This window comes from Arthrobacter sp. 05T442, from assembly GCF_056395945.1.
Genome location: NZ_JBFTKM010000017.1, coordinates 57,402 through 79,175, shown reverse-complemented (window position 1 = coordinate 79,175; position 21,774 = coordinate 57,402). Strand labels below are relative to the sequence as shown.

The following is a 21,774-nucleotide window of genomic DNA, read 5'->3' as shown; positions in this document are numbered from 1 at the left end:
TCATTTCAGGAGGTTGGCGATCATGAAGCCCAGCGCCACGATGCCCAGGGTGAAGATGACCCCGCGCAGGACCGCCGGCGGGAGCCGGCGCCCCACTTTGGACCCGATCACGCCGCCGATCAGGGAGCTGATGGCGATCAGCCCGACGGCGGGCCAGTTGATGCGGTCGAAGGCGAAGAGCAGGTACGAGGCCGCGGCGACGATGTTCACGCCCAGGACCAGGATGTTCTTCATGGCATTGGCGTTCTGGATGGTCCCGGCCATGAACACGCCGAGGATGCCGACCACCAGGATTCCCTGGGCCGCGACGAAGTAGCCGCCGTAGACGCCGGCGAGGTAGACCAGCACCACGAGCATGACGCCGTGGCTGCGGTCGCGGATGGCGTGCTCGGGGTTTTGTTCCCGGTTGTTGACCCATTGCTGGAGGCGCGGCTGGAAGACCACCATCAGCAACGCCACGACGATCAAGGCGGGGGCGGCGTACTGGAAGACCTTCTCGGGCAGGTGCAGCAGGAGATACGCCCCGGTGACGCCGCCGAGCAGCGAGGCAGGCATCAGCCGGATCAGCTGTCTGCGGCGTCCGGCCAGCTCCTTGCGGTAGCCCCAGGCGCCCGCGGCGTTGCCCGCCACGAGGCCTGTGGCGTTGCTGATGGAGGCTGTGACCGGAGCGTAGCCCAGTGCGATCAGCACCGGAAACGTCACGAGGGTCCCGGACCCGACCACGCTGTTGATCGTGCCCGCCCACAACCCGGCAAAGAAGATGAAGACGCTATTGAAGAACTCCACGCGCTGTCAGCAGCCCCGTCAGCGGCGGGCGGTGGCGGTGTAACGGCCGTCGTTGACGGTGACCTCCAGCGGCAGCCCGAACGTCTCGCTCAGGTTCCCTGTGGTGAGGACCTCGGCCAGCGGACCAGAGGCCACCACGCCGCCGTCGCGCATCAGCATGGCGTGGGTGAAGCCGGGCGGAACCTCTTCAAGGTGGTGGGTGACCAGGACGACGGCCGGCGCGGACTCGTCGCGGGCGAGCTCGCTGAGGCGCCGGACAAGGTCTTCACGGCCGCCGAGGTCAAGGCCGGCGGCCGGCTCGTCAAGGAGCAGCAGTTCCGGGTCCGTCATGAGGGCGCGGGCAATCTGCACACGTTTGCGTTCGCCCTCGGAGAGCGAGGCGAAGGGGCGGTTGAGCAGCGGGCCCATCCCCCACTCGTTCAAGAGGCGGAAGGCGCGGCGTTCGTCGTCCTTCTCGTAGCCCTCGCGCCAGCGGCCGGTGACGCCGTAGGCAGCCGTGACCACGACGTTGAGGACCTTCTCGTGTTCCGGGATCTGGTTGGCCAGGGCGGCCGAGGAGAGGCCGATCCGGGGCCTGAGCTCAAAGACGTCCACGGCGCCGAGGACTTCCTCCAGGATGCCGGCCATGCCGGACGTGGGATGGATCCGGGCGGCGGCCACCTGGAGAAGAGTGGTCTTGCCGGCGCCGTTGGGGCCCAGGACCACCCAGCGTTCACCTTCTTTGACCTGCCAGTCCACCTTGTTCAGGAGGGTTTTCGCCCCACGTTCAACGCTGACGCCGGCCATTTCAAGAACATCACTCATAGGAGTAGACACTAGGACAAAAAAGCGGACGACTGATAACCGGAACGGCGGCCCCCCGCGTCGCGTCACCTGGTGCGGCCGGGGCGCTACGAATTCGGGCCGTGCAGCGGCCGCTCGCTAGGATTGAAGCCATGACTTCGAACGTGACCGCAGTGAGCTACGGCCTGAAACTGTCCCTTCCCGACATCGAGCGGCTGCGTTCGCTCCTCACCGCCGCCGGGCTGACAGTCGACGCCGGGACCCGTACCGGGAACGGCCGCTTCGAGGTCCATACGGCGGAGTGCGCGCTGGAGTCCACGGGCGGCGGGCCGGCCGGTGACACCGCGCGGACGGCGGATGGACTGGACGGGCTCCGCCGCGTCATGGCCGGTTCCGGCATCGAGGGCGTGGATACCGCGCTTGTTCCCGCCGCCCTGCGGGACGCCCCGCGGAAGTTCCTGATCATGGACGTTGATTCGACCCTCATCCAGCAGGAGGTCATCGAGCTCCTGGCCGCCTATGCAGGCAAGCGCGAGGAAGTGACGGCGGTGACGGAGGCTGCGATGCGCGGCGAACTGGACTTCGCGCAAAGTCTCCACGCCCGGGTGGCGGTGCTCGCCGGTCTGCCGGCCGACGTCGTCGATTCGGTCCGTGCGGAAGTGAAACTCACGGATGGCGCGGCGGAGCTCGTGGCCGCGTTCAAGGCCGCCGGGCATGCGGTGGCGGTGGTCAGCGGCGGCTTCAACCAGATCCTCAGGCCCATCGCCGAAGGCCTCGGGCTGCACTACTGGATCGCCAATGAGCTGGAAATCGTCGACGGCGCGCTGACCGGCAAGGTGATTGGGGACGTCGTTGACCGTGCCGCCAAGGAGAAGTACCTCCGCGAGTGGGCCGCCGCGGAAGGCATCCCCATGGAGCACACGATCGCCGTGGGCGACGGGGCCAACGACCTCGACATGCTCGGGGCTGCCGGGATCGGCATCGCCTTCAACGCCAAGCCGGCTGTGCGGGCGGCCGCGGACGCCGCGGTCAACCTCCCCTACCTCGATGCCGTGCGCTACATCGCGGGCGTCTGAGGCCCTAAACGCGGGAAGGCACCCCGTGGCAATGTTCCTGGGAAACATGCCGGGGGGTGCCGTCGCGAAGGCTCGGTCGACTAGCTGGAGCGCTTGTCCTCTGCCTTGTCTGCGGTCTTATCGAAATAATCGGCGCCGCCGACGTATTCGGTGTGGCCGGTCCCGACGTCTGCCGTGACCATCCTGGCGACCTCTGCGGCGAACTCGGAGACCGAGTAGAGCTTGCCCGCCTCGGCGCGCCGGGCTTCGATGGCACCGGGGTTGGAGCGGTCCAGCAGCGTCGCCGTGACGGTGCCTTCGATCATGTCACCGGACACCACCACCAGCGAGATTCCCTTGTCGGCCAGGTTCGGGATGAGCTCGCGGAGGGCGTCCTCGCCGGCGCGCTTGCTGCGGGCCACGGGCTCGTACTCCGGCATGGTCGGCACTGAGTCGATGAAGTGGGCCTGGTGGCTCGTCACGAAGACCACGCGCGATCCCTCGGGCATGAGCGGCACGGCAGCGTTGAGCATGTTGACCTGGGCATCGCGGTTCAACTTCAGCGCGTAGCCCTCTTCCATGCCCGATTCCATGCCGCCGGAGGCATTCAGGACCAGGACGTCGAGCGAACCAAAGTTTTCCATGGCAGCGCTGGCCAGGGCCTGGACGCCTTCCTGGGTCGTGAGGTCCGCTCCGACGGCGGCCGCGCGGCCCCCGTTGGCCTCGATCTCCGCGACGACCTTGTTGGCGCGGGGTGCCTTCTGGCGGTAGTTCACGACGACGGCCGCACCTTCGGCGGCGAGGAACCTGGCGACTTCTGCGCCGATCCCCCGCGATGAACCGGTCACGATTGCGGTCTTGTTGTCCAGCAGTCCCATGCGAGCTCCTTTGTTCCAAACGTCCAAAAACTGTGGGTCTGCTGTCCATCATGCCAGCGGAGTGCGCGTTTTCGGTTGTTCAGGCCCCACAAAGAAGCTGCCGCAGGCTAGTTCCCGCAGGTGCGGCGGGCGCCCTGATCCTCCCCCGTCTCTCCCCCGCGCGGGACATGCCCTCCGCCTGGGCTCTGGACTGGACATGTGGCCCATATGTTCAACGGCCCAGGCAAAGACTGGACATGTCCCTCGGAAGACGGCCGGTCTCGTGCGGTCATGTTCCGCGGCCACGGCAAGGACTGGACATGTCCCCCGGGCCGGGACGGGCGGCCCTGGACTGACTGTGCTTCGGCCAGCCCTGTTGTGGAGAGTCGGCCTGACCTAGTCTCGCTGCCATGGAACGCCCGGCCGCCGAGTCGACACCGGAGGAGGACTTGAGCGGCTCGCCGCGGGGCTTGGCGCTGTTCCGGGCAGTGGAGGACTTGCTGGCATCTCCGGCCCCGCCGGAGATCCGGGCGACCAGGAGCCAGGCGGCTTTCCGGGAGGCCCGGGGTTTCGCCTATCTCTGGTGGCCGGGGCGGTACGTCTGCTCCGACGTTCCGGCCGTACTGTCGATCGCCCTGCGCAGCGGCATCGACTCCGCCAGGTTCAAGTCCGTGGCCAACCCGTCCCCCGGCGTCTGGATTCACCACCTGGATTCACCACCTGGAACTCCGCTCGGAAGTCGACCTCGACGCCGAGGTTGCCGCCTGGTTGCGGGAAGCCCGGGACGAGGCCCGCCGACCTCGCGCCGGCAGTTGCTGCCGCCCGTCCCGGCACGCCAGCGCCACGGACCGGTCAGCTGCGAGGATCCGTCGTGGCCAGTCAGGCGCAGCCGGTCAGCTGCGGTCGATCCGGATCTTCTTGGTTGTTTCCTCGGGCGTCACTACCGGCGCGGGGGCGCGCACCTCAAGGACCCCGTCCTTGTAGGTCGCCGTGATGTCTTCCTCCCGTGCCCCCCGCGGCAGCGCGATGCTGCGCATGAAGGATCCGTAGCGGAACTCCGAGCGGTAGCCGGTCTTGCTCTTGTGCTCGGTCTTTTCCTCGCGTTCGGCCTTGATGTGCAGCATGCCCTCGCTGACGGACACGTCGACGTCCTTGTCGGGATCGATTCCTGGAACTTCCGCCCGTACCACCAGGGTGTTTCCGTCCTGGAACTGCTCCACTTTGATCGACGTCATAGGCAGTTCGCCGTCGAGGAAGCGCCGGACCGGCTCAAGCATGTCCGAGGGCGCCCACTTGCTGAGGTCAGCCATGATAATCCTCCTGGTTCCATGCCCCTGCCTGTGCACGGTCCGGGGCGGTAAACCCCATTACACACTGACCACGCAACGGACACTAAGGGCAAAAGGCCTATCGGCTCGGGCTCTTTCCCCGGCCCGCACGCCGCGCTGGCGGCGCCGTCGAAGGAGGGAGGGCCGGCGCCGGCGGCACGAGCCGCCGTCGTCGGGCGGAAACCGGGTCTAGTGGCCCATGCCGAGGCCGCCGTCGACGGGGACGACCGCGCCGGAAATGTAGGCGGCCTCGTCGCTGGCGATCCAGCGGACGACGTTGGCGACCTCGGACGCCTCCGCGAACCGGCCGGCGGGGACCTTGGTGAGGTAGTCCTTCCGGGTCGCTTCCGGCAACTCCGCGGTCATGTCCGTGTTGATGAAGCCCGGGGCCACTACGTTGGCGGTGATGCCGCGGGCACCCAGTTCGCGGGTCAGCGAGCGGGCGATGCCGACGAGGCCGGCTTTCGAGGCGGAGTAGTTGATCTGGCCGGGGGCGCCGTAGAGGCCGGAGACGGAGGAAATCAGGACCACACGGCCCTTCCGTGCGCGGATCATGCCCTTAGAGGCCCGCTTGATGACACGGAACGCGCCGGTGAGGTTGGTGTCGATGACGGACGTGAAGTCGTCCTCGCTCATGCGCATCAGCAGGGTGTCCTTGGTGATGCCGGCGTTGGCGACCAGCACCTCCACGGGACCGTGGGCGGCTTCGACTTCGGTGAAGGCGGCGTCGACCGAGGCCTCGTCCGTAACATCGGCCTTCACGCCGAGAATGCCCTTCGGGAGTTCCGACGCACGGCGGTACGTCACAGCCACCTTGTCGCCGTTGGCCAGGAAGGATTCGGCGATCGCCAGGCCGATCCCGCGGTTCCCGCCGGTGATCAGAACGCTGCGGCCGGTGTTGGGTGTTTCAGACATGTGGGGCTCCGGGATTCTGCGGCGGGTCGGCGCCGCGATGGGGGCTGGATTTTCCTGCCTCCGATCTTAGCGCCCGGACAGCGTCCGTTTGGGCGGCACCGGTGATGGTGAGAGAATTGAAGTAAGCCTTGGGAGCGTGATCTGACAGCCTTGACACTCAAAAACCGAGCCGGTGAGCCGACGCCCGGCGACCCGGATGCGCCTTACGGCGACACCGAGGTGCACAGCATCACGGACGCGGCCGCCGCGCACTCTGACGAGATGCGCCAGCGGATGATCAAGTACGCCGTGGCCATGGGCATCCGCATGGTGTGCCTGGTCCTGGTGTTTGTGGTGGACGGCTGGTTCAAGCTCATTCCGGTCATGGGCGCGGTGTTCCTGCCCTGGGTGGCCGTCGTGATAGCCAATGGCAGCGACAGGGCCGAGGTCCACAGTGATTCGCTGCTGGACTACGTACCAAGGGGCGAGCTGGATGCCCCGGCCGCGGGCGCAGGCGCCCCCGCGTCCCCGGCAACAGGAACCCCGGAACCCGGGGAAGACGCCTCGGTGACGCTGCTCCAAGGCGAGCTGGTCGAGGACGGGAACGGACCTTTTGAGGACAACGGCGAACACGGGCGGGCAGCTTCATGAACCTATTTGACCTGGCCGGACGCGGCGATGGGAACGGCGGCGAGGCAGCCCTGCCCGCCGGCACTCTCTGCTCCCGCAAGGCCTGCCGCGCGTCGGCCCAATGGCAGTTGCTGTGGAACAATCCCAAGATCCACACCCCGGAGCGGCGCAAGATCTGGCTTGCGTGTGCAGAACACCGGGCGTGGCTCGAGGACTACCTCCAGACCCGCGGCCTCTGGAAAGACACCATGGCCCTTGACGCCATCCCGACTACAGGCCAGGTCCGCTGAATGTATCGTTTCCTCTTCTCCAGCAAATGGCTGGGGTACTTGTTGCTGGCCGCGATTTTCGCTGCCGCCTGCGTCGGCCTGGGCCGCTGGCAGATGGACCGCCGGGCGGAGACTCTGGCGGAAATCAACCGCGTCGTCTCCAACTACTCCGCCACGCCGGTCCCCTTCGCCAGCGTCAGGGAGCAGTTCTCGAGGCTGGATCCCGAGCGGGAGTGGACGCAGGTGGAACTCCGCGGCAGCTACGACGCCGCCGGGCAGCGCATCGTGCGCAACCGCCCGCTCAACGGACAGCCGGGCTACGAGGTAGTGGTACCGCTCAAGCTGGACAGCGGCGAGACGGTGGTTGTGGACCGCGGCTGGCTGCCGATCGGGAACAACACCCCGGGCCGGCCCGACTCGGTTCCCGCACCGCCGCAGGGCCACGTGACAGTCATTGGCCGTCTCAAGGCGGCCGAACCGGAACTCCAACGCGGCGCCCCGGACGGGCAGTTGGCCTCGATCGACCTGCCCGCCTATTCCGCGCAGCTGGGCTATCCCCTGCTCACCGGCGCCTACGGTCAGCTCGCCTCCGAGAACCCCTCGGTGGCGGACATGCCGGTCGGCTTCCCCATGCCGTCGACGGACGAGGGGACGCACCTTTCCTACTCGCTGCAGTGGTTTGCTTTCGGGGTGCTGATGTTCGTCGGCTTCGGCTACGCAGCGAGGCAGCAGGCACGCAACGCCGCGATCGACGCGGAGGACGCCGGGACCGGGGCTGCCGAGGGCGGATACGTGCATTCCAGCGGCCCGACCGTCCGGCGTCGTCCTGTCCCCAGGAAACGGAAGAATGCCACGGCGGAAGAAGAAGAAGATGCCATCCTCGATGCCCAGGGGTTCTGAGAAGGTCGCCGGGGTGCCTCCGGAACCGGTCGCGAACGTGAAGGACGCGCTCATCGCGGCCGGAGCCGAGGACACGGTGACGGTCTTCGGCTCAGAAGTCCCGACGGCGGCCGCGGCGGCAGAAGCCCTGGGCTGCGACGTCGCCGCCATCACCAACAGCCTCGTGTTCGATCTCGGCGGGTCTCCCCTGCTGATCCTCGCCAGCGGCGCCGCCAAGGTTGATATCCGCAAGGTGGCCGCACAGCTGGGCGTGGGAAAAATCCGCCGGGCCAGCCCTGACTTCGTGCTGGAACATACGGGCCAGGAAATCGGCGGAGTAGCCCCGGTGGGGCACCCGGAGCGGATCAGGACCCTGCTGGACGAGTCATTGTCCGCCCACCCCGTGCTCTGGGCGGGCGCGGGAGACCACTATTCCATGTTCTCGATCACCTACAGCGAACTCCGGCGCATCACCGGCGCGGAGGAAATGCCAGTCCGCTAGCGAAGGCAGCCTGGGCCCCGGGCGCAGCCGCGACATGACCGCAAGCGCAACAGTGACGGCGGCACAAGCGCCGAACGCGGATGATTTGCGTAGCGTGCGTCTATGCGCGGGTCCACGCCGTCCGGGTTCCCTGGCCGAGCTTGCGAGGTTAGGGGGACGTGGGGAGAACGAGCGAGCACGCGGCAAATGATCCGCGCGAGGCGTGAAGGCGCCCGAAGCAGCCTACGCCAGCGTGATCAGGTCCAGGTAATCTTCGTTCCAGAGGTCCTCGACGCCGTCGGGCAGCAGCACGACGCGCTCGGGGTTCAGCGCCTCGACCGCGCCCTCATCGTGGCTGACCAGGACGACCGCCCCGGTGTAGTTGCTCAGGGCGCCGAGGATTTCGGCGCGGCTGGCAGGGTCGAGGTTGTTGGTGGGCTCGTCGAGGAGCAACACGTTGGCACTCGATGCCACGATCGTCGCCAGCGCCAGCCGGGTTTTCTCGCCGCCGGAGAGCACGCCGGCGGGCTTGTCGACGTCGTCGCCGGAGAACAGGAAGGAACCGAGGATGCCGCGCACCTCGGCGTCGTTCATGTCGGGGGCCGAGGAGCGCATGTTCTGCAGGACGGTGCGGTCGACGTCGAGCGTCTCGTGCTCCTGGGCGTAGTAGCCCACCTTCAGGCCGTGGCCTGCAACGACTGCGCCGGTGTCCGGCTTGTCGACGCCGGCGAGCATCCGCAACAACGTCGTCTTGCCGGCGCCATTGAGGCCCAGGATGACCACCTTGGAGCCGCGGTCGATGGCAAGGTCCACATCGGTGAAGATTTCCAGCGAGCCGTAGGACTTGCTGAGGCCGTCCGCTGTGAGCGGGGTCTTGCCACACGGCGAGGGGTCCGGGAAGCGCAGGGCTGCCACGCGGTCGTTCTCGCGGACTGCCTCGAGGCCGCCGAGGAGACGTTCGGCGCGCTTGGCCATGTTCTGCGCGGCGACAGCCTTGGTGGCCTTGGCGCGCATCTTGTTGGCCTGGTCGAACAGCACCTGGGCCTTCTTCTCCGCGTTGGCACGTTCGCGCTTGCGGGCCCGCTCGTCGGTTTCGCGCTGCGCGAGGTAGCGCTTCCAGTCCATGTTGTAGAAGTCGATCTGCGCGCGGTTGGCGTCCAGCAGGAAGACCTTGTTCACGGTGGCTTCGAGGAGTTCGGTGTCGTGGCTGATCACGATCAGGCCGCCCTGGTGGTTTTTGAGGAACTCACGGAGCCAGGAGATGGAGTCGGCGTCGAGGTGGTTGGTGGGCTCATCGAGAAGCATGGTCTCGGCGCCCGAGTACAGGATGCGCGCAAGCTCCACACGGCGGCGCTGGCCACCGGAGAGTGTCTTCAGGGGCTGGTTGAGGAGCCGGTCCGGCAGCGCCAGGTTGGAGCAGATCGCCGCGGCCTCGGCCTCTGCCGCGTAGCCACCCGCCGCCAGGAACTCGGATTCGAGGCGGTCGTAGCGGTTCATCGCCTTGCGCTGGACCTCGGCGTCCTCGCTGGCCATGTCCTCATGCGTCTGGCGCAGCTTGCCGACGGCGATATCAAGTCCGCGGGCGGACAGGATCCGGTCGCGGGCCAGTTGCTCCATGTCCGGCGTCCGGGGATCCTGCGGCAGGTAGCCGATCTCGCCGGTGCGTGTCACCTTGCCGCCGGCCGGCAGGCCCTCGCCGGCGAGCACCCGTGTGAGCGTGGTTTTTCCTGCACCGTTACGGCCAACGAGACCGATCTTGTCTCCCTTGTCGATCCGGAAGCTCACCTGGTCCATAAGGAGGCGGGCGCCGGCGCGCAGTTCGAGATCCTGGACGGTAATCAATGCAGCTAATGCCTTTCACAACAGGGAACGCCGCGGCACAACGGATGGAAGCTGGAGGGGGCCGGGGCGGTGCGGCCGAGAGAACGGCCTCTACCAGTCTACCGGGGCCTGCCTCCGCCCAGTGACATCGGTCAGGAACGGGGAGCCGGCCGGCGCCGTTGGCGGCCGGTCAGGAACCGCCCGGGTCCGTTGGCTGTGCCGGTCCGGCGCGGCCGGTCCGGAACCTCCCCGCCCCCGTTGGCGGTGCCCTCCAGCATCCGGGCCGCCCCTTAGTGGGCCACCTACAAAAAACCCGTTGCCCGGCGAACGTACAGTCGGAAGTACGAGCCCCACCGATTGCCTCACTCGACAGGAACACCCATGATCCAGATAGATAAGGCCCTCCCCGCCCGGCCCGTCCAGCGGCGGACCCGCTGGAACGCCACCGACCTCGGCCTGATCGCCGTCTTCGCTGCCCTCGTGGCCGTTTCCGCGCTGGTAGCAGCCGTTCCCGTGGGCGGACTGGGAGTCCCCATCACCCTGCAGACGCTCGCCGTTATTCTCACAGGCCTGGCCCTCGGCCCCGGCCGGGCGTTCGCGGCGGTAGGCCTCTACACGCTCCTGGGACTCGCCGGGCTGCCGATCTTCAGCGGCGGACGAAGCGGGCTCGGCATCCTCGCCGGGCCCTCGGCGGGCTACATCATTGCATTCCCGCTGGCCGCCGCAGCAGCCGGCTGGCTGGCCGCCGTCGTGCTCCGGCGCACTTCACGAAAGCTCCGGGCGGTCCTGCTGTTCTGCGCCGCCATGGTGAGCAGCATCGTCCTCATCCACACCCTGGGCATCCTGGGCTTGGCCGTCAATGCCAAACTGGACTTCGCCGAGGCTTTCGTCGTCGACCTTGCCTACTACCCGGGCGACATCATCAAGAACATCCTGGCTGTCAGCATTGCGCTGGCACTGCACAAGGCGTTCCCTGACCTCCTGATCCGCCGGGTGCGGATGGCAGATCCCCGCCCGTGAGCAGCATCGTCCTTGACCGGGTGGCAGTGCGGGTCGCCGTCGAGGACCGTCCCGCCCTAAAAACCCTGCTCGGTGAGCTGACGCTGACCCTCACCGAGCACCGGATAGGGATCATCGGGGCCAACGGCTCAGGCAAATCCACCCTGCTCCGGCTCCTCAACGGCCTCGTGAGGCCCAGCGCCGGGGCTGTCACGGTCGACGGCAAGGACACGGTCCGGGCCGTGCGGGAAGTACGGCGCCGGGTCGGGTTCGTTTTCACGGACCCGCTCTCCCAACTGGTCATGCCTACGGGACGCGAGGATGTGGAACTGTCGCTGCGGCGCTCCGTGCGAAACGCCAGGGAACGCCGCGGCCGGGCTGAGGCCATCCTGGACCGATTCGGCCTCCTGCCCCTGGCCGACCAGAGCATCTACGAACTCTCCGGCGGCGAACGCCAGCTGCTGGCACTGGCCGCTGTCATGGCCGTTGAGCCGGACGTCCTGGTGCTGGACGAGCCCTCGACGCTGCTGGACCTGCGCAACAGGGAACTGCTGCGCCGGACGCTGGCGGGGCTGCGCCAACAGGTCATCCTGTCCACCCACGACCTCGACCTCGCGCTGGACCTGGACCGGGTACTTGTCGTCGAAGCCGGAATCGTGGTGTTCGACGGCGCCGCTGCCGCCGCCGTCGCCCATTACCGTGAGCTCTCGACAGCGGGCGTCCCTGGCGTTTACCCGGCGGGCAGTCCTGTTGTGGCGGGTGCCAAACCGGATCGACAGGACCCGGAGCGACGGTGAGCGGCCACGGCTTCCTTCTGGCCAACTACGTGCCGGGCGCCTCCGGGGTCCACCGGGCTCCGTTGTGGTTGAAGTTCCTGCTGGTCCTCGGCTGCGGCATGGCGTCCTTCCTGATCGCAGACTGGGCTGTGGCGGCCGGGGCACTGGCGCTGTTGTCGCTGTTGTTTCTGCTCAGCGGGGCCGGCGTCGCCCGGCTGGTCCGCGCCGTGCGTCCGGTCCTGCCCGTACTGCTGGCGATCGGCCTGTTCCAGTGGTGGCAGCTTGGCGCGCCTACCGCCGCGCGGATCGTCCTCAACGTGCTCGTCTGCGTCGTGGCTGCGTCGGTCCTGACCGCCACCACACCTGTCCAGGCCCTGCTGGACGGCGTAGCATCGCTTGCCGGGCCTTTCCGGCGTTTCGGTGCGGACCCGGAACGCTTCGCCCTGACCATTGCCATCATGCTCCGCAGCATCCCGTTCATCGCCGGAGCCTATGCGGACGTCCGGGATTCCGCCAAGGCGCGGGGGCTGGAACGCAACCCCCGCGCGATCGTGCTGCCGGTATTCATCACCACTGTGGCCTTCGCACGCCAGACCGGGGAAGCCCTCGCCGCACGGGGCCTGGGCGACGCCGAGGACCTCGACGACTGACGCTAGCTCTGCGGCTCCGCACCACGGGACATGCCCTCCCCTGCCCTCGGCCAATGGACATGATCCCGCTATGCTCACCCGCCAGCACCAAGAATGAGCATGTCCCGTAGAGGGCTGGCGGAGGGTTCAGCCGGGTTCGGACGGAGGCGTTGTCCAGCGCCCACCAGGGATGGACATGCCCTCCCCTGCCCGCAGCCAATGGACATGTTCCCGCCATGCCCACCCGCAAGACCAAGGAATGAGCATGTCCCGTGGAGGGGGTCGGCTGAGGGGTCGGCTGAGGGTTCAGGCGGGGAGGTCAGGCGGAGGCTTGGTCGTGCGCCTCCCACCAAGGATGGACATGCGCTCCCCTGCCCGCAGGCACCGGACATGATCCCAGGATGCCCATCCGCCAGCCCAAAGAATGAGCATGTCCCGCGGACAAGAATGAGCATGTCCCGCGGACAAGAATGAGCATGTCCCGCGGACAAGAATGAGCATGTCCCCCGGACAAGAACGAGCATGTCCCGCGGAGGGGTCAGCCGAGGCGGCAGTACCCAAACAACGCGGCCGTCCCCATGCCGCCTGCAATGCTGATCATGGCCAGGGCCAGCTGTCCTTCCACCGGATTCCGGCGCGCCTGGGCCAGCAACCGGGTCACGAGCACCGCGCCCGACGCCCCGTAGGCGTGGCCCAGGGCCAGTGCGCCGCCGTCGAGGTTTACCCGCCCGGGGTCGATGCCCAGCTGGTCAAAGCAGGCAAGGGCCTGGGCGGCAAAGGCCTCATTGAACTCGATGAGGCCCACATCCCCGGCCGTCAGCCCCCGCTCCGAGAGTAGCCGGTCTGCCGCCGCCGCCCCCCCGATCCCCAGGAGCTGCGGGTCGACCCCGGCAGTATCCGTGCCCAGGACCAGGAGCCCGTCGGTCGCGCCAAGCTGCCGCGCCCGCCCTACCGTAGTGATCACGACGGCGGCAGCACCGTCTGCGTCGAAGCAGGAGTTTCCCGCCGTCACGGTGCCTTGCTCGGAAAACACGGGCGGGAAGCGCGCCATGAGCGCCGCACCGAGGCTGGCCCGGGGGCCGTCATCCGACCGGACAACGTCGGCCTTCACGTTCCTGGAGCCGGACATGCGAGCGAGCGGGACGAGTTCGCCGTCGAACGAGCCGGCGGCAGCGGCGGCCAGCGCCAGCCGGTGGCTGCGGAGTGCAAAGGCGTCCTGGCGTTCCCGGCTGATGCCGAACCGGGCGGCCACGGTTTCCGCCGCCACCCCCATGTCCGGATCCCCGTAGCTGAGGGGCGCGAACTGGGCGCGGCGGAAGAAGTCCGGAGTGCCGTCGTCACCGCGGCGGGCGCGCAGGGGTGCCGTGCTGATGCTTTCCACCCCGCCGGCCAGATACACGCCGCCACCGCCGGCCGCCACCAGGCGTGACGCCAGCACGATCGCGTCCAGTCCCGAACCGCACTGCCGGTCCACTGTCACCCCGGGGACGCTCACGGGCAGCCCGGCCTCCAGGGCAGCAAGCCGGGCGACGTTGCCCCCGCCGCCCACGGCGTTGCCGATCACGACATCGGTCACGGATCCCGCGGCCAAGCCGGCGGCCCCGCCCACGCCGGCCAAGCCGGCGGCCCCGCCCACGCCGGCCAAGCCGGCGGCCCCGCCCACGCCGGCCAAGTCGGCCCCGCCCGCGCCGCCCGCGCCGGAGCCGTCGAGCAGGCTGCGGAGGACAGGTGCGAGGAGTTCGTGGGCCCGCAGAGTTTTCAGTGCCCCGTTGGCGCGGCAGATCGGCGTCCGGCGCGCGGCAATGATGACCGGCTGCCGGTCCTCCGGAAGGGTCCTCGTGCGGTGCTCAGGCAAGGCGCCGGATCCTTGGGTCGTTATGGCCGACCCAGTCGAGGAGGAGTTGCCTGCTGAGTTTGCCCCGGTCCGTCAGGGGAAGCTCGGCCAGTGCGTAGTACTCGAGCGGGCGCTTGTTCCTCGCCAACACGCCCTCGACGCCTGCTTTGAGCTGGGTGGCCGTGACCGCCCCGTGAGACGGCACCACGCCGGCCACCACGCGCTGGCCGCGGACGTCATCAGCCGCGCCGGCGGCAACGGCTGCCGCCACACCCGGCACGGACGCCAGTGCCAGTTCGACCTCGTGCGGATAGACGTTGGTGCCGGCGGTGATAATCATGTCGGAGCGCCGGCCCAGCATGTGCAGCGTGCCGCCGGACAGGTAACCCTGGTCCCCGACCGTAAACCAGCCTTCGAAGCACCGCAGAGCCTGCCCGTCGTCGCCCCACAGGTAGCCGTCGCTGACCATGCCGCTGCGGACGCAGATGTTTCCGTCGACGCCGTCGGCCAGCCGGGTTCCGACGTCGTCCAGTATCCGGATTTCGACGCCGGGAAAGGGCTTCCCGATGCCGGTGCCGCCAGGCTCCGCTGCCTGGCCAGGCCGCAGACCGGAGCCTGAGACGAAGCTGAGCTCCGAGGCACCGTAGTACTCAAAAATGGTGGCGTTCGGTGCCCAGCGGCGGGCTGCTTCAAGCGTCCGGGCGTCCAGCTTGGAGCCCGCGCAGATGATGCTGCGGATGCCGCAGCCGTCCACGCCGCCGGTGAGTCCGCGTTCGCTCAGCAGCCTGAGCATCGTCGGAACGAGGACCAGACGGGTAATACCGTCGTGATTGACGGCGGCGTGCGCGGCGCCGACGTCGAAGTGGGCCAGTGTGTGGAACTCCGCCCCGGCGTACAAACATTCGGCCAGGGCGTACAGGTTCAGGCTGGCCGCGAGGGGTCCGGGGGCTAGGGTCCTGTCTTCCGGGGTGAGACCGAAGAATTCAATCGAGGCGTCGAAGGACTGCTGCCAGGACCGGCGCGAGCGCGTGAACGCCTTGGGAATCGATGTGGTGCCGGATGTCAGGCCGATCAAAAACGGCGCCGCCGGCGGTCCGTCCGTAAGTTCCGCCCCGTTCGCAGGACTCCGCAGCGCAGGACCCCCCAGCGCAGGACCGGGCGCCGCCGGCACGGCCTCGGCGATCCGCTCCGCGATCCCGTCCTGCAGCTGGTGAGGCCACGCAGGGTCCAGGACGGCGCACTGCCGTTCCCCGGCGACTGCTGCCGCGAAGGCCACGACGAAGCCGGTGGAGTTGTTTTCGGACAACACGGTCACCGCCGGCGCTGCGGGCACGAGGGCGGCGGCCGCATCCCGGAGCCCGGCCCAGCTCAGGCGCTGCCCGGCCACGGCGACGGCTGTACCGTCGGGGCGCTCATCGGCCCAGCGCTGGAGTCTGTCGAGAAAAGGCATCGGATCAACTTTACCGGCCGTCGGTCCGGTCACAGTCAGCACACGATATTGTGACAGCATGAGTTTCAACGACAACGCCCAGCTGGATCCTTCGCAGGTCCAGGACCGCCGCGGGATGGGCCGCGGCCCGATGATCGGGGGCGGGATCGGCGGCGGCATCATCTTGCTGCTGGCGGCCCTGTTCGGCATCAACCCTTCCCTCCTCGAGGGCCTGACCGGCACCTCGCAGAACCCCACGTCACAGGCGCAGGGTTCCGCGCCCGCCTGCAGGACAGGCGCGGACGCCGATGCCCGGCTGGACTGCCGGATTACCGGCACGGTCAACAGCCTCAACGCTTTCTGGCCGACGTATCTGGCCCAGTACAACAAGAAGTACCCGCAACCCAAGACGGTGATTTTCAGCGGCAGCACCAGCACCGGCTGCGGCGCCGCGACGTCAGCCGTGGGACCGTTCTACTGCCCGACCGACACCACGGCCTACTTTGATCCCGGCTTCTTCCAGGAACTCGTCGACCGGTTCGGATCCTCCGGCGGCCCGCTGGCCCAGGAGTACGTGGTGGCCCATGAGTTTGGCCACCATATCCAGAACATCCTCGGCACCATCGACCGGGCCCAGCAGGATCCCCAGGGACCGGCATCCGGTTCCGTGCGCGTCGAGCTGCAGGCGGACTGCTACGCCGGAATCTGGGTGCATTACGCCACGACGCAGCCTGATCCCAAGACCGGCCAGCCGTACCTGGATCCGTTGAAGGCCCAGGACGTCAACGACGCATTGTCGGCGGCGTCGGCCGTGGGTGATGACCGGATCCAGAAGGCCGCCACCGGCCGGGTGTCCCCCGAGGCCTGGACGCACGGCTCCAGCGCGCAGCGGCAGAAGTGGTTCTCGCAGGGCTACAAGACGGGCGACATCAACCAGTGCGATACGTTCGGCGTCGCAACTCCCTTCGCTGGAAGGTGGCCGGCCGCCGTCTCAAGCAGGGAAGGCGGTGGGGATTTAGATGTTGAAGCCGAGGGCGCGCATCTGGTCGCGGCCGTCTTCGGTGATCCGTTCCGGACCCCACGGCGGCATCCACACCCAGTTGAGCCGCCATTCGTCGACGACCCCGTCCAGGGCCTTGCCGACCTGTTCCTCGATCACGTCGGTGAGCGGGCAGGCGGCCGTGGTGAGGGTCATGTCGATGAGCAGCGCGCCGTCGCCGTCGGAGTACTTCAGACCGTACAGCAGGCCAAGATCAACGATGTTGACCCCGAGTTCCGGGTCGATCACATCCTTGAGTGCCTCTTCGACATCTTCGAGGCCCGTGCGGGCCACATTGAGTTCGGTCATGGTGGAGTCCTAACTAGGCCTGGGCTGCGGCGTCGGCGGCAGCGATGGTGGCTGCCCCTGCGCCGGTGGCGTAGCGGTCGTAGCCTTCTTCTTCGAGGCGGTCGGCGAGCTCCGGGCCGCCCTCTTCGACAACCTGGCCGTCAACGAACACGTGCACGAATTCCGGCTTGATGTAGCGCAGGATCCGCGTGTAGTGGGTGATGAGCAGGGTGCCCATGTTGCCTTCGGCGTGGGCGCGGTTGACGCCCTCGGAGACGACCTTCAGCGCATCGACGTCGAGCCCGGAGTCGGTCTCGTCGAGGATGGCGAACTTCGGCTTGAAGAGCTCCAGCTGGAGGATCTCCACGCGCTTCTTCTCGCCGCCGGAGAAGCCTTCGTTGACGTTGCGCTGGGTGAAGTCGGCGTCGATGCGCAGCTGCGCCATGGCGGCCTTGACGTCCTTCGTCCAGGTGCGGAGCTTGGGGGCTTCGCCGTCGATGGCGGTCTTGGCGGTGCGCAGGAAGTTGGTCATGCTCACGCCGGGAACCTCGACGGGGTACTGCATGGCCAGGAACACGCCGGCGCGGGCGCGCTGGTCGACGCTCATGGCGAGGACGTCTTCGCCGTCGAGGGTGATCGAACCCGAGGTCACGTTGTAGCGCGGGTGACCGGCGATGGTGGACGCGAGGGTGGACTTGCCCGAGCCGTTCGGGCCCATAATGGCGTGCGTTTCGCCGGTCCTGATGGCCAGGCTGACGCCCTTCAGGATTTCCTTGGTGCCCTGCTCGGTGTCAATGCTGACGTGCAGGTCCTTGATCTCAAGAGTAGACATGTGCCTTGTTCTCCTCTGCACGGTGCCCTCCGGCACTGTGCGTTTTCTTGTCGAATTCTTGTCGATAAATTTCTGTGGTGCGGGTTGCCGGCTGCGGGCAGCTAGCTGAAGTTCGGAGCCTCGGCGCCGTTGAGGACGTTCGTGAAGTCCACGTAGACCTCGTCGCCCACGACGGTCACGGCAAAAACAGGAACAGGATCGTAGGCCGGCAGCTGGAGCGGCTCGCCGCTGCGCAGGTCGAACTGGGAGCCGTGGCCCCAGCACTCGATCTTGCAGCCTTCCACTTCCCCTTCGGAGAGGGAAATGTCCGCGTGCGAGCAGGTGTCGCCGATGGCGTGGATCTCGCCCATCGAGTCCTTCACGATCGCTACGGGGTAGTCGTCGATCAGGATCCGCAGCGCCTGCTTGAGGTGGATCTCGCTGGCGTTGCAGACCAGTTCGCCCTTTGGCTGTTCAGTCATTGATGTTTTCCGTGTTCTCTGGTGCTGCGCACTAGTGGTTCGTTGCCGCGAGTTCGCGCTCGACGGCGGCCGTGAGGCGTTCTTCGATGGCCGGAACCTTGATCTGCTGGATGATCTCGTTCAGGAAGCCGCGGACCACCAGACGGCGGGCCACCTCTTCCGGAATGCCGCGGGCCATCAGGTAGAACAGGTGCTCGTCGTCGAACCGGCCGGTGGCGCTGGCGTGGCCGGCGCCGGCGATCAGGCCGGTCTCGATTTCAAGGTTGGGCACGGAGTCCGCGCGGGCGCCGTCGGTCAGGACCAGGTTGCGGTTGGCCTCGTAGGTGTCGGTGCCTTCTGCTTCCTTGCGGATCAGGACGTCGCCCACCCAGACGGTGTGCGCATTCCGGCCCTGCAGGGCGCCCTTGTACAGGACGTTGGACTTGCAGTTGGCGACGGCGTGGTCCACGAACAGGCGCTGCTCGAGGTGCTGGCCGGCGTCGGCGAAGTACAGGCCGAAGAGTTCCACTTCAGCGCCGGGGGCTGTGAAGCGTGCCGACGGCGTGACGCGCACGAGGTCGCCGCCGAGGCTGACAACGATGTGCTTGAACTTGGCGTCGCGGCCGAGCTTCACCTGCTGGGAGGACGCATGGACGGCGTCGTCGTTCCATTCCTGGAGCGAGATGACCGTCAGCTGCGCGCCGTCCCCGACGACGATCTCGACGTTTTCCGAGACAACGGCAGTGCCCTGGTGGTCCAGGACAACGACGGAGCTGGAGAGCTTTTCTGCCACGATGACGAGGTGCTGCGCCGCAGCGGCCGTGCCCTGGCCGGTCAGCACAACGCTGACTTCGCCGTCCGCCTGGACCCCGGCGGGAACGGTGACGACCGTGGCCTCGGAGAAGTTCTCCCAAGCGTTGGCGGAGACCCGGTCCTCGGGGATGCCGGCGGAGCCGATCCGTTTGTCGCCGCGGCCGACCGTCTCGACCGTGACGCTGGCCGGAGCGGTGACGCTCACGGACGGGGCGGCACCATTGAGAACCTCGGTGTGCAGGCCGCGGAGGCGCTTGAGCGGGGTGAACCGCCAGTCCTCCTCCATGCCGGTCAACGGCTTGAAGTCGGCCAGCTTGTAGGACGTGAGGCGTCCGGCGCGTGAGCTGTCCGGAATGCCGACGCCGCCGCCGTGCGAGTGGCGCTTGACGGCCTCGCCGCCCAGCGGTGACTTGGACTCCGCCGCGTTCACGGGTGAGAGGCTTTCGCCTTCCTCCGTGAAGCCGTTGATGAACGGCTGGGAAGAGGGCGCGCCGATGCGGGCCTTTTCAGTAGTGATGTCAGTCATTAACCGACCGATCCTTCCATCTGCAGTTCAATCAGTCGGTTCAGCTCGAGGGCGTATTCCATCGGCAGTTCGCGGGCAATCGGCTCGATGAAGCCGCGGACGATCATCGCCATGGCCTCGTCTTCGCGCATGCCGCGGGACATCAGGTAGAAGAGTTGCTCTTCGCTGACGCGGGAGACCGTCGCCTCATGCCCCATCGTGACGTCGTCCTCACGGATGTCGATGTACGGGTAGGTGTCCGACCGGCTGATGGTGTCCACCAGGAGGGCGTCACAACGGACCGTGTTGGCCGAGTGCTTGGCGCCTTCACGGACCTGGACCAGGCCGCGGTAAGCCGCACGGCCGCCGCCGCGGGCCACGGACTTGGACACGATCGAGCTCTTGGTGTTGGGCGCGATGTGGACCATCTTGGAGCCGGTGTCCTGGTGCTGGCCTTCGCCGGCAAAGGCGATGGAGAGGGTCTCGCCCTTGGCGCCCTCGCCCACGAGGTAGACGGCCGGGTACTTCATGGTGACCTTGGAGCCGATGTTGCCATCGATCCACTCCATGGTGGCGTTCTCCTCGCAGATGGCGCGTTTGGTGACCAGGTTGTACACGTTGGTGGACCAGTTCTGGATCGTCGTGTAACGGACGCGGGCGCCCTTCTTCACGATGATTTCCACTACGGCGGAGTGCAGTGAATCCGAGGTGTAGATCGGTGCGGTGCAGCCCTCGATGTAGTGGACGTAGGAGTCCTCGTCAGCGATGATCAGGGTGCGCTCGAACTGGCCCATGTTTTCCGTATTGATGCGGAAGTACGCCTGCAGCGGGATGTCCACGTGGACGCCCTTGGGCACGTACACGAAGGAACCGCCGGACCAGACGGCCGTGTTCAGCGAGGCAAACTTGTTATCGCCCACCGGGATGATCGTGCCGAAATACTCCTGGAAGATCTCCGGGTGCTCGCGCAGGGCCGTGTCCGTGTCCAGGAAGATGACGCCCTGCTGTTCCAGGTCCTCGCGGATCTGGTGGTAGACGACCTCGGACTCGTACTGGGCGGCGACGCCGGAGACGAGGCGGCTGCGTTCCGCTTCCGGGATGCCCAGCTTCTCGTAGGTGTTCCGGATGTCCTCCGGAAGGTCTTCCCACGTTGCGGCCTGCTTCTCGGTGGACCGTACGAAGTACTTGATGTTGTCGAAGTCGATGCCGGACAGGTCCGCGCCCCACGTGGGCATCGGCTTCCGGTCGAAGTACTTCAGGCCCTTGAGGCGGAGGTCGAGCATCCATTCCGGCTCGTTCTTCTTGGCCGAGATGTCACGGACCACGTCCTCATTAATCCCGCGGCGGGCATTGGCGCCGACGTCGTTCTTGTCGGCCCAGCCGTACTCGTAGGTGCCGATTCCGTGGAGCTCGGGATTCTTTTCCAGAATCTCCGAAATCACAGTAGATTCAGCAACCGTCTTCTCTGATAGTTGGTCCGTCATCACGGCCTTTCTTGCAGATGGTTGGATACTTCGTCCAGGGCGCCCGGAGCTGCGGAGCCCAGGGGCCTCCTGGCTGCCGGACGCCCTGTAGGTATATGGGTGGTGCAGACATGGCCGCCGCGCGCCAGCGTGGAAAGCCGGCGTACGTCGACGCCGACCAGCCGGGAAAATACGTCGGTCTCCACATCGCAGAACACCGGGAACTGGGCGGCCAGGTGCTGGATGGGGCAGTGTCCCTGGCATAGCTGGACGCTGGACAGGGCTGCCGGCAACGGGGCTTTGGCTTCGACGGATTGCGCCGAGGCCACGAAGCCGTCACGGCTCAGGGCCTCCGAAAGGACCCGGGCGCGTGCCGTGATGTCCGTACCGGCCGCTTCGATTTCCGGCGCGTAGCGGCGTTCCATGTCGGCGAAGCGTTCGACGGCGAACTGCCGGACTGCCTCCGGGCCGGCCATTTCGCCGAGGCGGCGCAGCGCCAGGGTGGCGATGTCGAGGTAGTCGTTGCCGAGCGTGGACTGGCCCTGCGAGCTGAGGACGTAGCGGCGGGCCGGTCGTCCCGCGCGCGCACCGGCGCGGGCAACCCGCTTGACCTCGATCACGCCGCTCCGCGCGAGGTGGTCCAGGTGCCGGCGTACCGCGGCAGGGGTGAATCCGAGCTGGTCACCGAGTTCTGCGGCGCTGATCGGGCCATGCTCAAGGACCGCGTTCAGGACGCGGTCCCGGGTGCGCTCTTCGGCGTCGTGCACCGGAACCGCACCCGCTGCCGGCACTGCCACTGCGGCAGTGCTGCGCGGGGCGCCGTGCCCGGCGAGGGCAACAGAGGAGGAACTCACGGAATACACAACACAATCATGTCGTAATTTACTCCGGCAAGCCAGTAAGGCATGGCTACGCTCCATACGGCCGCGCTCGGCCCCGGCCGT

The 21,774-nt window shown here is 67.5% G+C and carries 21 protein-coding genes and 2 pseudogenes; 9 read left to right on the top strand and 14 right to left on the bottom strand.

The window, feature by feature from the left end; all coding sequences use genetic code 11:
* Together AC1DES_RS15345 and AC1DES_RS15340 are read right to left on the bottom strand one after the other, a co-directional pair.
* Entirely contained in the window at positions 1-786 is a 786-nt protein-coding gene (locus AC1DES_RS15345; RefSeq protein WP_476896567.1) for a sulfite exporter TauE/SafE family protein, read from the bottom strand.
* An 18-nt stretch (positions 787-804) separates the two neighbouring features.
* Positions 805-1,590 (bottom strand): ABC transporter ATP-binding protein, encoded by a 786-nt coding sequence (locus AC1DES_RS15340; protein WP_476896566.1) that lies wholly within the window; start codon positions 1,588-1,590, stop codon positions 805-807.
* A gap of 131 nt (positions 1,591-1,721) precedes the next feature.
* On the opposite strand from AC1DES_RS15340, the gene serB reads away from it, so the two are divergent.
* Positions 1,722-2,645, top strand: coding sequence for a phosphoserine phosphatase SerB (serB, locus tag AC1DES_RS15335; protein ID WP_476896565.1), 924 nt, complete (start codon positions 1,722-1,724; stop codon positions 2,643-2,645).
* Positions 2,646-2,725: 80 nt separating this feature from the next.
* On the opposite strand, the gene AC1DES_RS15330 is transcribed toward serB, so the two are convergent.
* The 3 genes from AC1DES_RS15330 to fabG form a co-directional block, all read right to left on the bottom strand.
* A complete protein-coding gene (locus AC1DES_RS15330) occupies positions 2,726-3,502 on the bottom strand; it encodes an SDR family oxidoreductase (RefSeq protein ID WP_476896564.1) in 777 nt (258 codons plus the stop codon).
* Positions 3,503-4,374: 872 nt separating this feature from the next.
* The gene (locus AC1DES_RS15325; protein WP_476896563.1) at positions 4,375-4,791 is read right to left on the bottom strand and encodes an Hsp20/alpha crystallin family protein; all 417 of its coding nucleotides are present in this window, start codon (positions 4,789-4,791) and stop codon (positions 4,375-4,377) included.
* Between the two features lie 207 nt (positions 4,792-4,998).
* Complete coding sequence (gene fabG, locus AC1DES_RS15320; protein WP_476896562.1) at positions 4,999-5,724, bottom strand: 3-oxoacyl-ACP reductase FabG; 726 nt, start codon at positions 5,722-5,724, stop codon at positions 4,999-5,001.
* Positions 5,725-5,874: 150 nt separating this feature from the next.
* Between fabG and AC1DES_RS15315 the strand changes: the two genes are divergently transcribed.
* From AC1DES_RS15315 to AC1DES_RS15300, 4 genes are read left to right on the top strand one after another with little or no spacing between them, the layout of a single operon-like run.
* Positions 5,875-6,354 carry a DUF3099 domain-containing protein gene (locus AC1DES_RS15315; protein ID WP_476896561.1) on the top strand — a complete coding sequence of 160 codons (480 nt, stop codon included), beginning with the start codon at positions 5,875-5,877 and terminating at the stop codon, positions 6,352-6,354.
* Positions 6,351-6,623: a hypothetical protein gene (locus tag AC1DES_RS15310; RefSeq protein WP_476896560.1), complete on the top strand. Its 273-nt coding sequence runs from the start codon at positions 6,351-6,353 to the stop codon at positions 6,621-6,623. The genes AC1DES_RS15315 and AC1DES_RS15310 overlap by 4 nt, the downstream gene beginning before the upstream one ends.
* Positions 6,624-7,502 (top strand): SURF1 family cytochrome oxidase biogenesis protein, encoded by an 879-nt coding sequence (locus AC1DES_RS15305; protein WP_476896559.1) that lies wholly within the window; start codon positions 6,624-6,626, stop codon positions 7,500-7,502.
* Positions 7,486-7,983: a YbaK/EbsC family protein gene (locus AC1DES_RS15300; protein ID WP_476896558.1), complete on the top strand. Its 498-nt coding sequence runs from the start codon at positions 7,486-7,488 to the stop codon at positions 7,981-7,983. Before AC1DES_RS15305 ends, AC1DES_RS15300 begins: the two co-directional genes overlap by 17 nt.
* Before the next feature lie 222 nt (positions 7,984-8,205).
* Here AC1DES_RS15300 and AC1DES_RS15295 read toward each other — a convergent pair whose 3' ends face one another.
* Positions 8,206-9,804: an ABC-F family ATP-binding cassette domain-containing protein gene (locus AC1DES_RS15295; protein ID WP_476896557.1), complete on the bottom strand. Its 1,599-nt coding sequence runs from the start codon at positions 9,802-9,804 to the stop codon at positions 8,206-8,208.
* Positions 9,805-10,164: 360 nt separating this feature from the next.
* Between AC1DES_RS15295 and AC1DES_RS15290 the strand changes: the two genes are divergently transcribed.
* From AC1DES_RS15290 to AC1DES_RS15280, 3 genes and pseudogenes are all read left to right on the top strand, one after another.
* On the top strand, positions 10,165-10,803 hold the full coding sequence (locus tag AC1DES_RS15290) for a biotin transporter BioY (RefSeq protein WP_476896556.1): 639 nt from the start codon (positions 10,165-10,167) through the stop codon (positions 10,801-10,803).
* Between the two features lie 101 nt (positions 10,804-10,904).
* Positions 10,905-11,579 (top strand): annotated as a pseudogene (locus AC1DES_RS15285) (energy-coupling factor ABC transporter ATP-binding protein); the annotation flags it as partial.
* Complete coding sequence (locus AC1DES_RS15280) at positions 11,576-12,208, top strand: energy-coupling factor transporter transmembrane component T family protein (RefSeq protein WP_476896555.1); 633 nt, start codon at positions 11,576-11,578, stop codon at positions 12,206-12,208. The pseudogene AC1DES_RS15285 and the gene AC1DES_RS15280, both read left to right, overlap by 4 nt.
* Before the next feature lie 517 nt (positions 12,209-12,725).
* Here the strand turns inward: AC1DES_RS15280 and AC1DES_RS15275 are convergent.
* Both AC1DES_RS15275 and AC1DES_RS15270 read right to left on the bottom strand, forming a co-directional pair.
* Entirely contained in the window at positions 12,726-14,042 is a 1,317-nt protein-coding gene (locus AC1DES_RS15275; protein ID WP_476896554.1) for a thiolase family protein, read from the bottom strand.
* Entirely contained in the window at positions 14,035-15,471 is a 1,437-nt protein-coding gene (locus tag AC1DES_RS15270) for an AMP-binding protein (protein WP_476896553.1), read from the bottom strand. Before AC1DES_RS15270 ends, AC1DES_RS15275 begins: the two co-directional genes overlap by 8 nt.
* A gap of 58 nt (positions 15,472-15,529) precedes the next feature.
* Here AC1DES_RS15270 and ypfJ point away from each other — a divergent pair.
* A pseudogene (gene ypfJ / locus AC1DES_RS15265) lies at positions 15,530-16,411 on the top strand (KPN_02809 family neutral zinc metallopeptidase); the annotation flags it as partial.
* Positions 16,412-16,465: 54 nt separating this feature from the next.
* On the opposite strand, the gene AC1DES_RS15260 reads toward ypfJ, so the two are convergent.
* The 6 genes from AC1DES_RS15260 to AC1DES_RS15235 form a co-directional block, all read right to left on the bottom strand.
* Positions 16,466-16,798: a metal-sulfur cluster assembly factor gene (locus AC1DES_RS15260; RefSeq protein ID WP_476896552.1), complete on the bottom strand. Its 333-nt coding sequence runs from the start codon at positions 16,796-16,798 to the stop codon at positions 16,466-16,468.
* Positions 16,799-16,811: 13 nt separating this feature from the next.
* Entirely contained in the window at positions 16,812-17,609 is a 798-nt protein-coding gene (sufC, locus tag AC1DES_RS15255) for a Fe-S cluster assembly ATPase SufC (RefSeq protein ID WP_476896551.1), read from the bottom strand.
* 101 nt (positions 17,610-17,710) lie between these two features.
* Positions 17,711-18,070 carry a non-heme iron oxygenase ferredoxin subunit gene (locus AC1DES_RS15250; RefSeq protein WP_476896550.1) on the bottom strand — a complete coding sequence of 120 codons (360 nt, stop codon included), beginning with the start codon at positions 18,068-18,070 and terminating at the stop codon, positions 17,711-17,713.
* A 31-nt stretch (positions 18,071-18,101) separates the two neighbouring features.
* The gene (gene sufD / locus AC1DES_RS15245; protein ID WP_476896549.1) at positions 18,102-19,388 is read right to left on the bottom strand and encodes a Fe-S cluster assembly protein SufD; all 1,287 of its coding nucleotides are present in this window, start codon (positions 19,386-19,388) and stop codon (positions 18,102-18,104) included.
* The gene (gene sufB, locus AC1DES_RS15240) at positions 19,388-20,851 is read right to left on the bottom strand and encodes a Fe-S cluster assembly protein SufB (protein ID WP_476896548.1); all 1,464 of its coding nucleotides are present in this window, start codon (positions 20,849-20,851) and stop codon (positions 19,388-19,390) included. The genes sufD and sufB overlap by 1 nt, the downstream gene beginning before the upstream one ends.
* Positions 20,851-21,693, bottom strand: coding sequence for a helix-turn-helix transcriptional regulator (locus AC1DES_RS15235; protein WP_476896547.1), 843 nt, complete (start codon positions 21,691-21,693; stop codon positions 20,851-20,853). Before AC1DES_RS15235 ends, sufB begins: the two co-directional genes overlap by 1 nt.
* Positions 21,694-21,774: the final 81 nt, after the last annotated feature.

Excerpts from the sequence above, each read along its gene's own strand:
- AC1DES_RS15340 (WP_476896566.1), bottom strand. The coding sequence starts at position 1,590 with ATGAGTGATGTTCTTGAAATGGCCGGCGTCAGCGTTGAACGTGGGGCG.
- serB (WP_476896565.1), top strand. The coding sequence starts at position 1,722 with ATGACTTCGAACGTGACCGCAGTGAGCTACGGCCTGAAACTGTCCCTT.
- AC1DES_RS15330 (WP_476896564.1), bottom strand. The coding sequence starts at position 3,502 with ATGGGACTGCTGGACAACAAGACCGCAATCGTGACCGGTTCATCGCGG.
- AC1DES_RS15325 (WP_476896563.1), bottom strand. The coding sequence starts at position 4,791 with ATGGCTGACCTCAGCAAGTGGGCGCCCTCGGACATGCTTGAGCCGGTC.
- fabG (WP_476896562.1), bottom strand. The coding sequence starts at position 5,724 with ATGTCTGAAACACCCAACACCGGCCGCAGCGTTCTGATCACCGGCGGG.
- AC1DES_RS15310 (WP_476896560.1), top strand. The coding sequence starts at position 6,351 with ATGAACCTATTTGACCTGGCCGGACGCGGCGATGGGAACGGCGGCGAG.
- AC1DES_RS15305 (WP_476896559.1), top strand. The coding sequence starts at position 6,624 with ATGTATCGTTTCCTCTTCTCCAGCAAATGGCTGGGGTACTTGTTGCTG.
- AC1DES_RS15300 (WP_476896558.1), top strand. The coding sequence starts at position 7,486 with ATGCCCAGGGGTTCTGAGAAGGTCGCCGGGGTGCCTCCGGAACCGGTC.
- AC1DES_RS15290 (WP_476896556.1), top strand. The coding sequence starts at position 10,165 with ATGATCCAGATAGATAAGGCCCTCCCCGCCCGGCCCGTCCAGCGGCGG.
- AC1DES_RS15270 (WP_476896553.1), bottom strand. The coding sequence starts at position 15,471 with ATGCCTTTTCTCGACAGACTCCAGCGCTGGGCCGATGAGCGCCCCGAC.
- AC1DES_RS15260 (WP_476896552.1), bottom strand. The coding sequence starts at position 16,798 with ATGACCGAACTCAATGTGGCCCGCACGGGCCTCGAAGATGTCGAAGAG.
- sufC (WP_476896551.1), bottom strand. The coding sequence starts at position 17,609 with ATGTCTACTCTTGAGATCAAGGACCTGCACGTCAGCATTGACACCGAG.
- AC1DES_RS15250 (WP_476896550.1), bottom strand. The coding sequence starts at position 18,070 with ATGACTGAACAGCCAAAGGGCGAACTGGTCTGCAACGCCAGCGAGATC.
- sufD (WP_476896549.1), bottom strand. The coding sequence starts at position 19,388 with ATGACTGACATCACTACTGAAAAGGCCCGCATCGGCGCGCCCTCTTCC.
- sufB (WP_476896548.1), bottom strand. The coding sequence starts at position 20,851 with ATGACGGACCAACTATCAGAGAAGACGGTTGCTGAATCTACTGTGATT.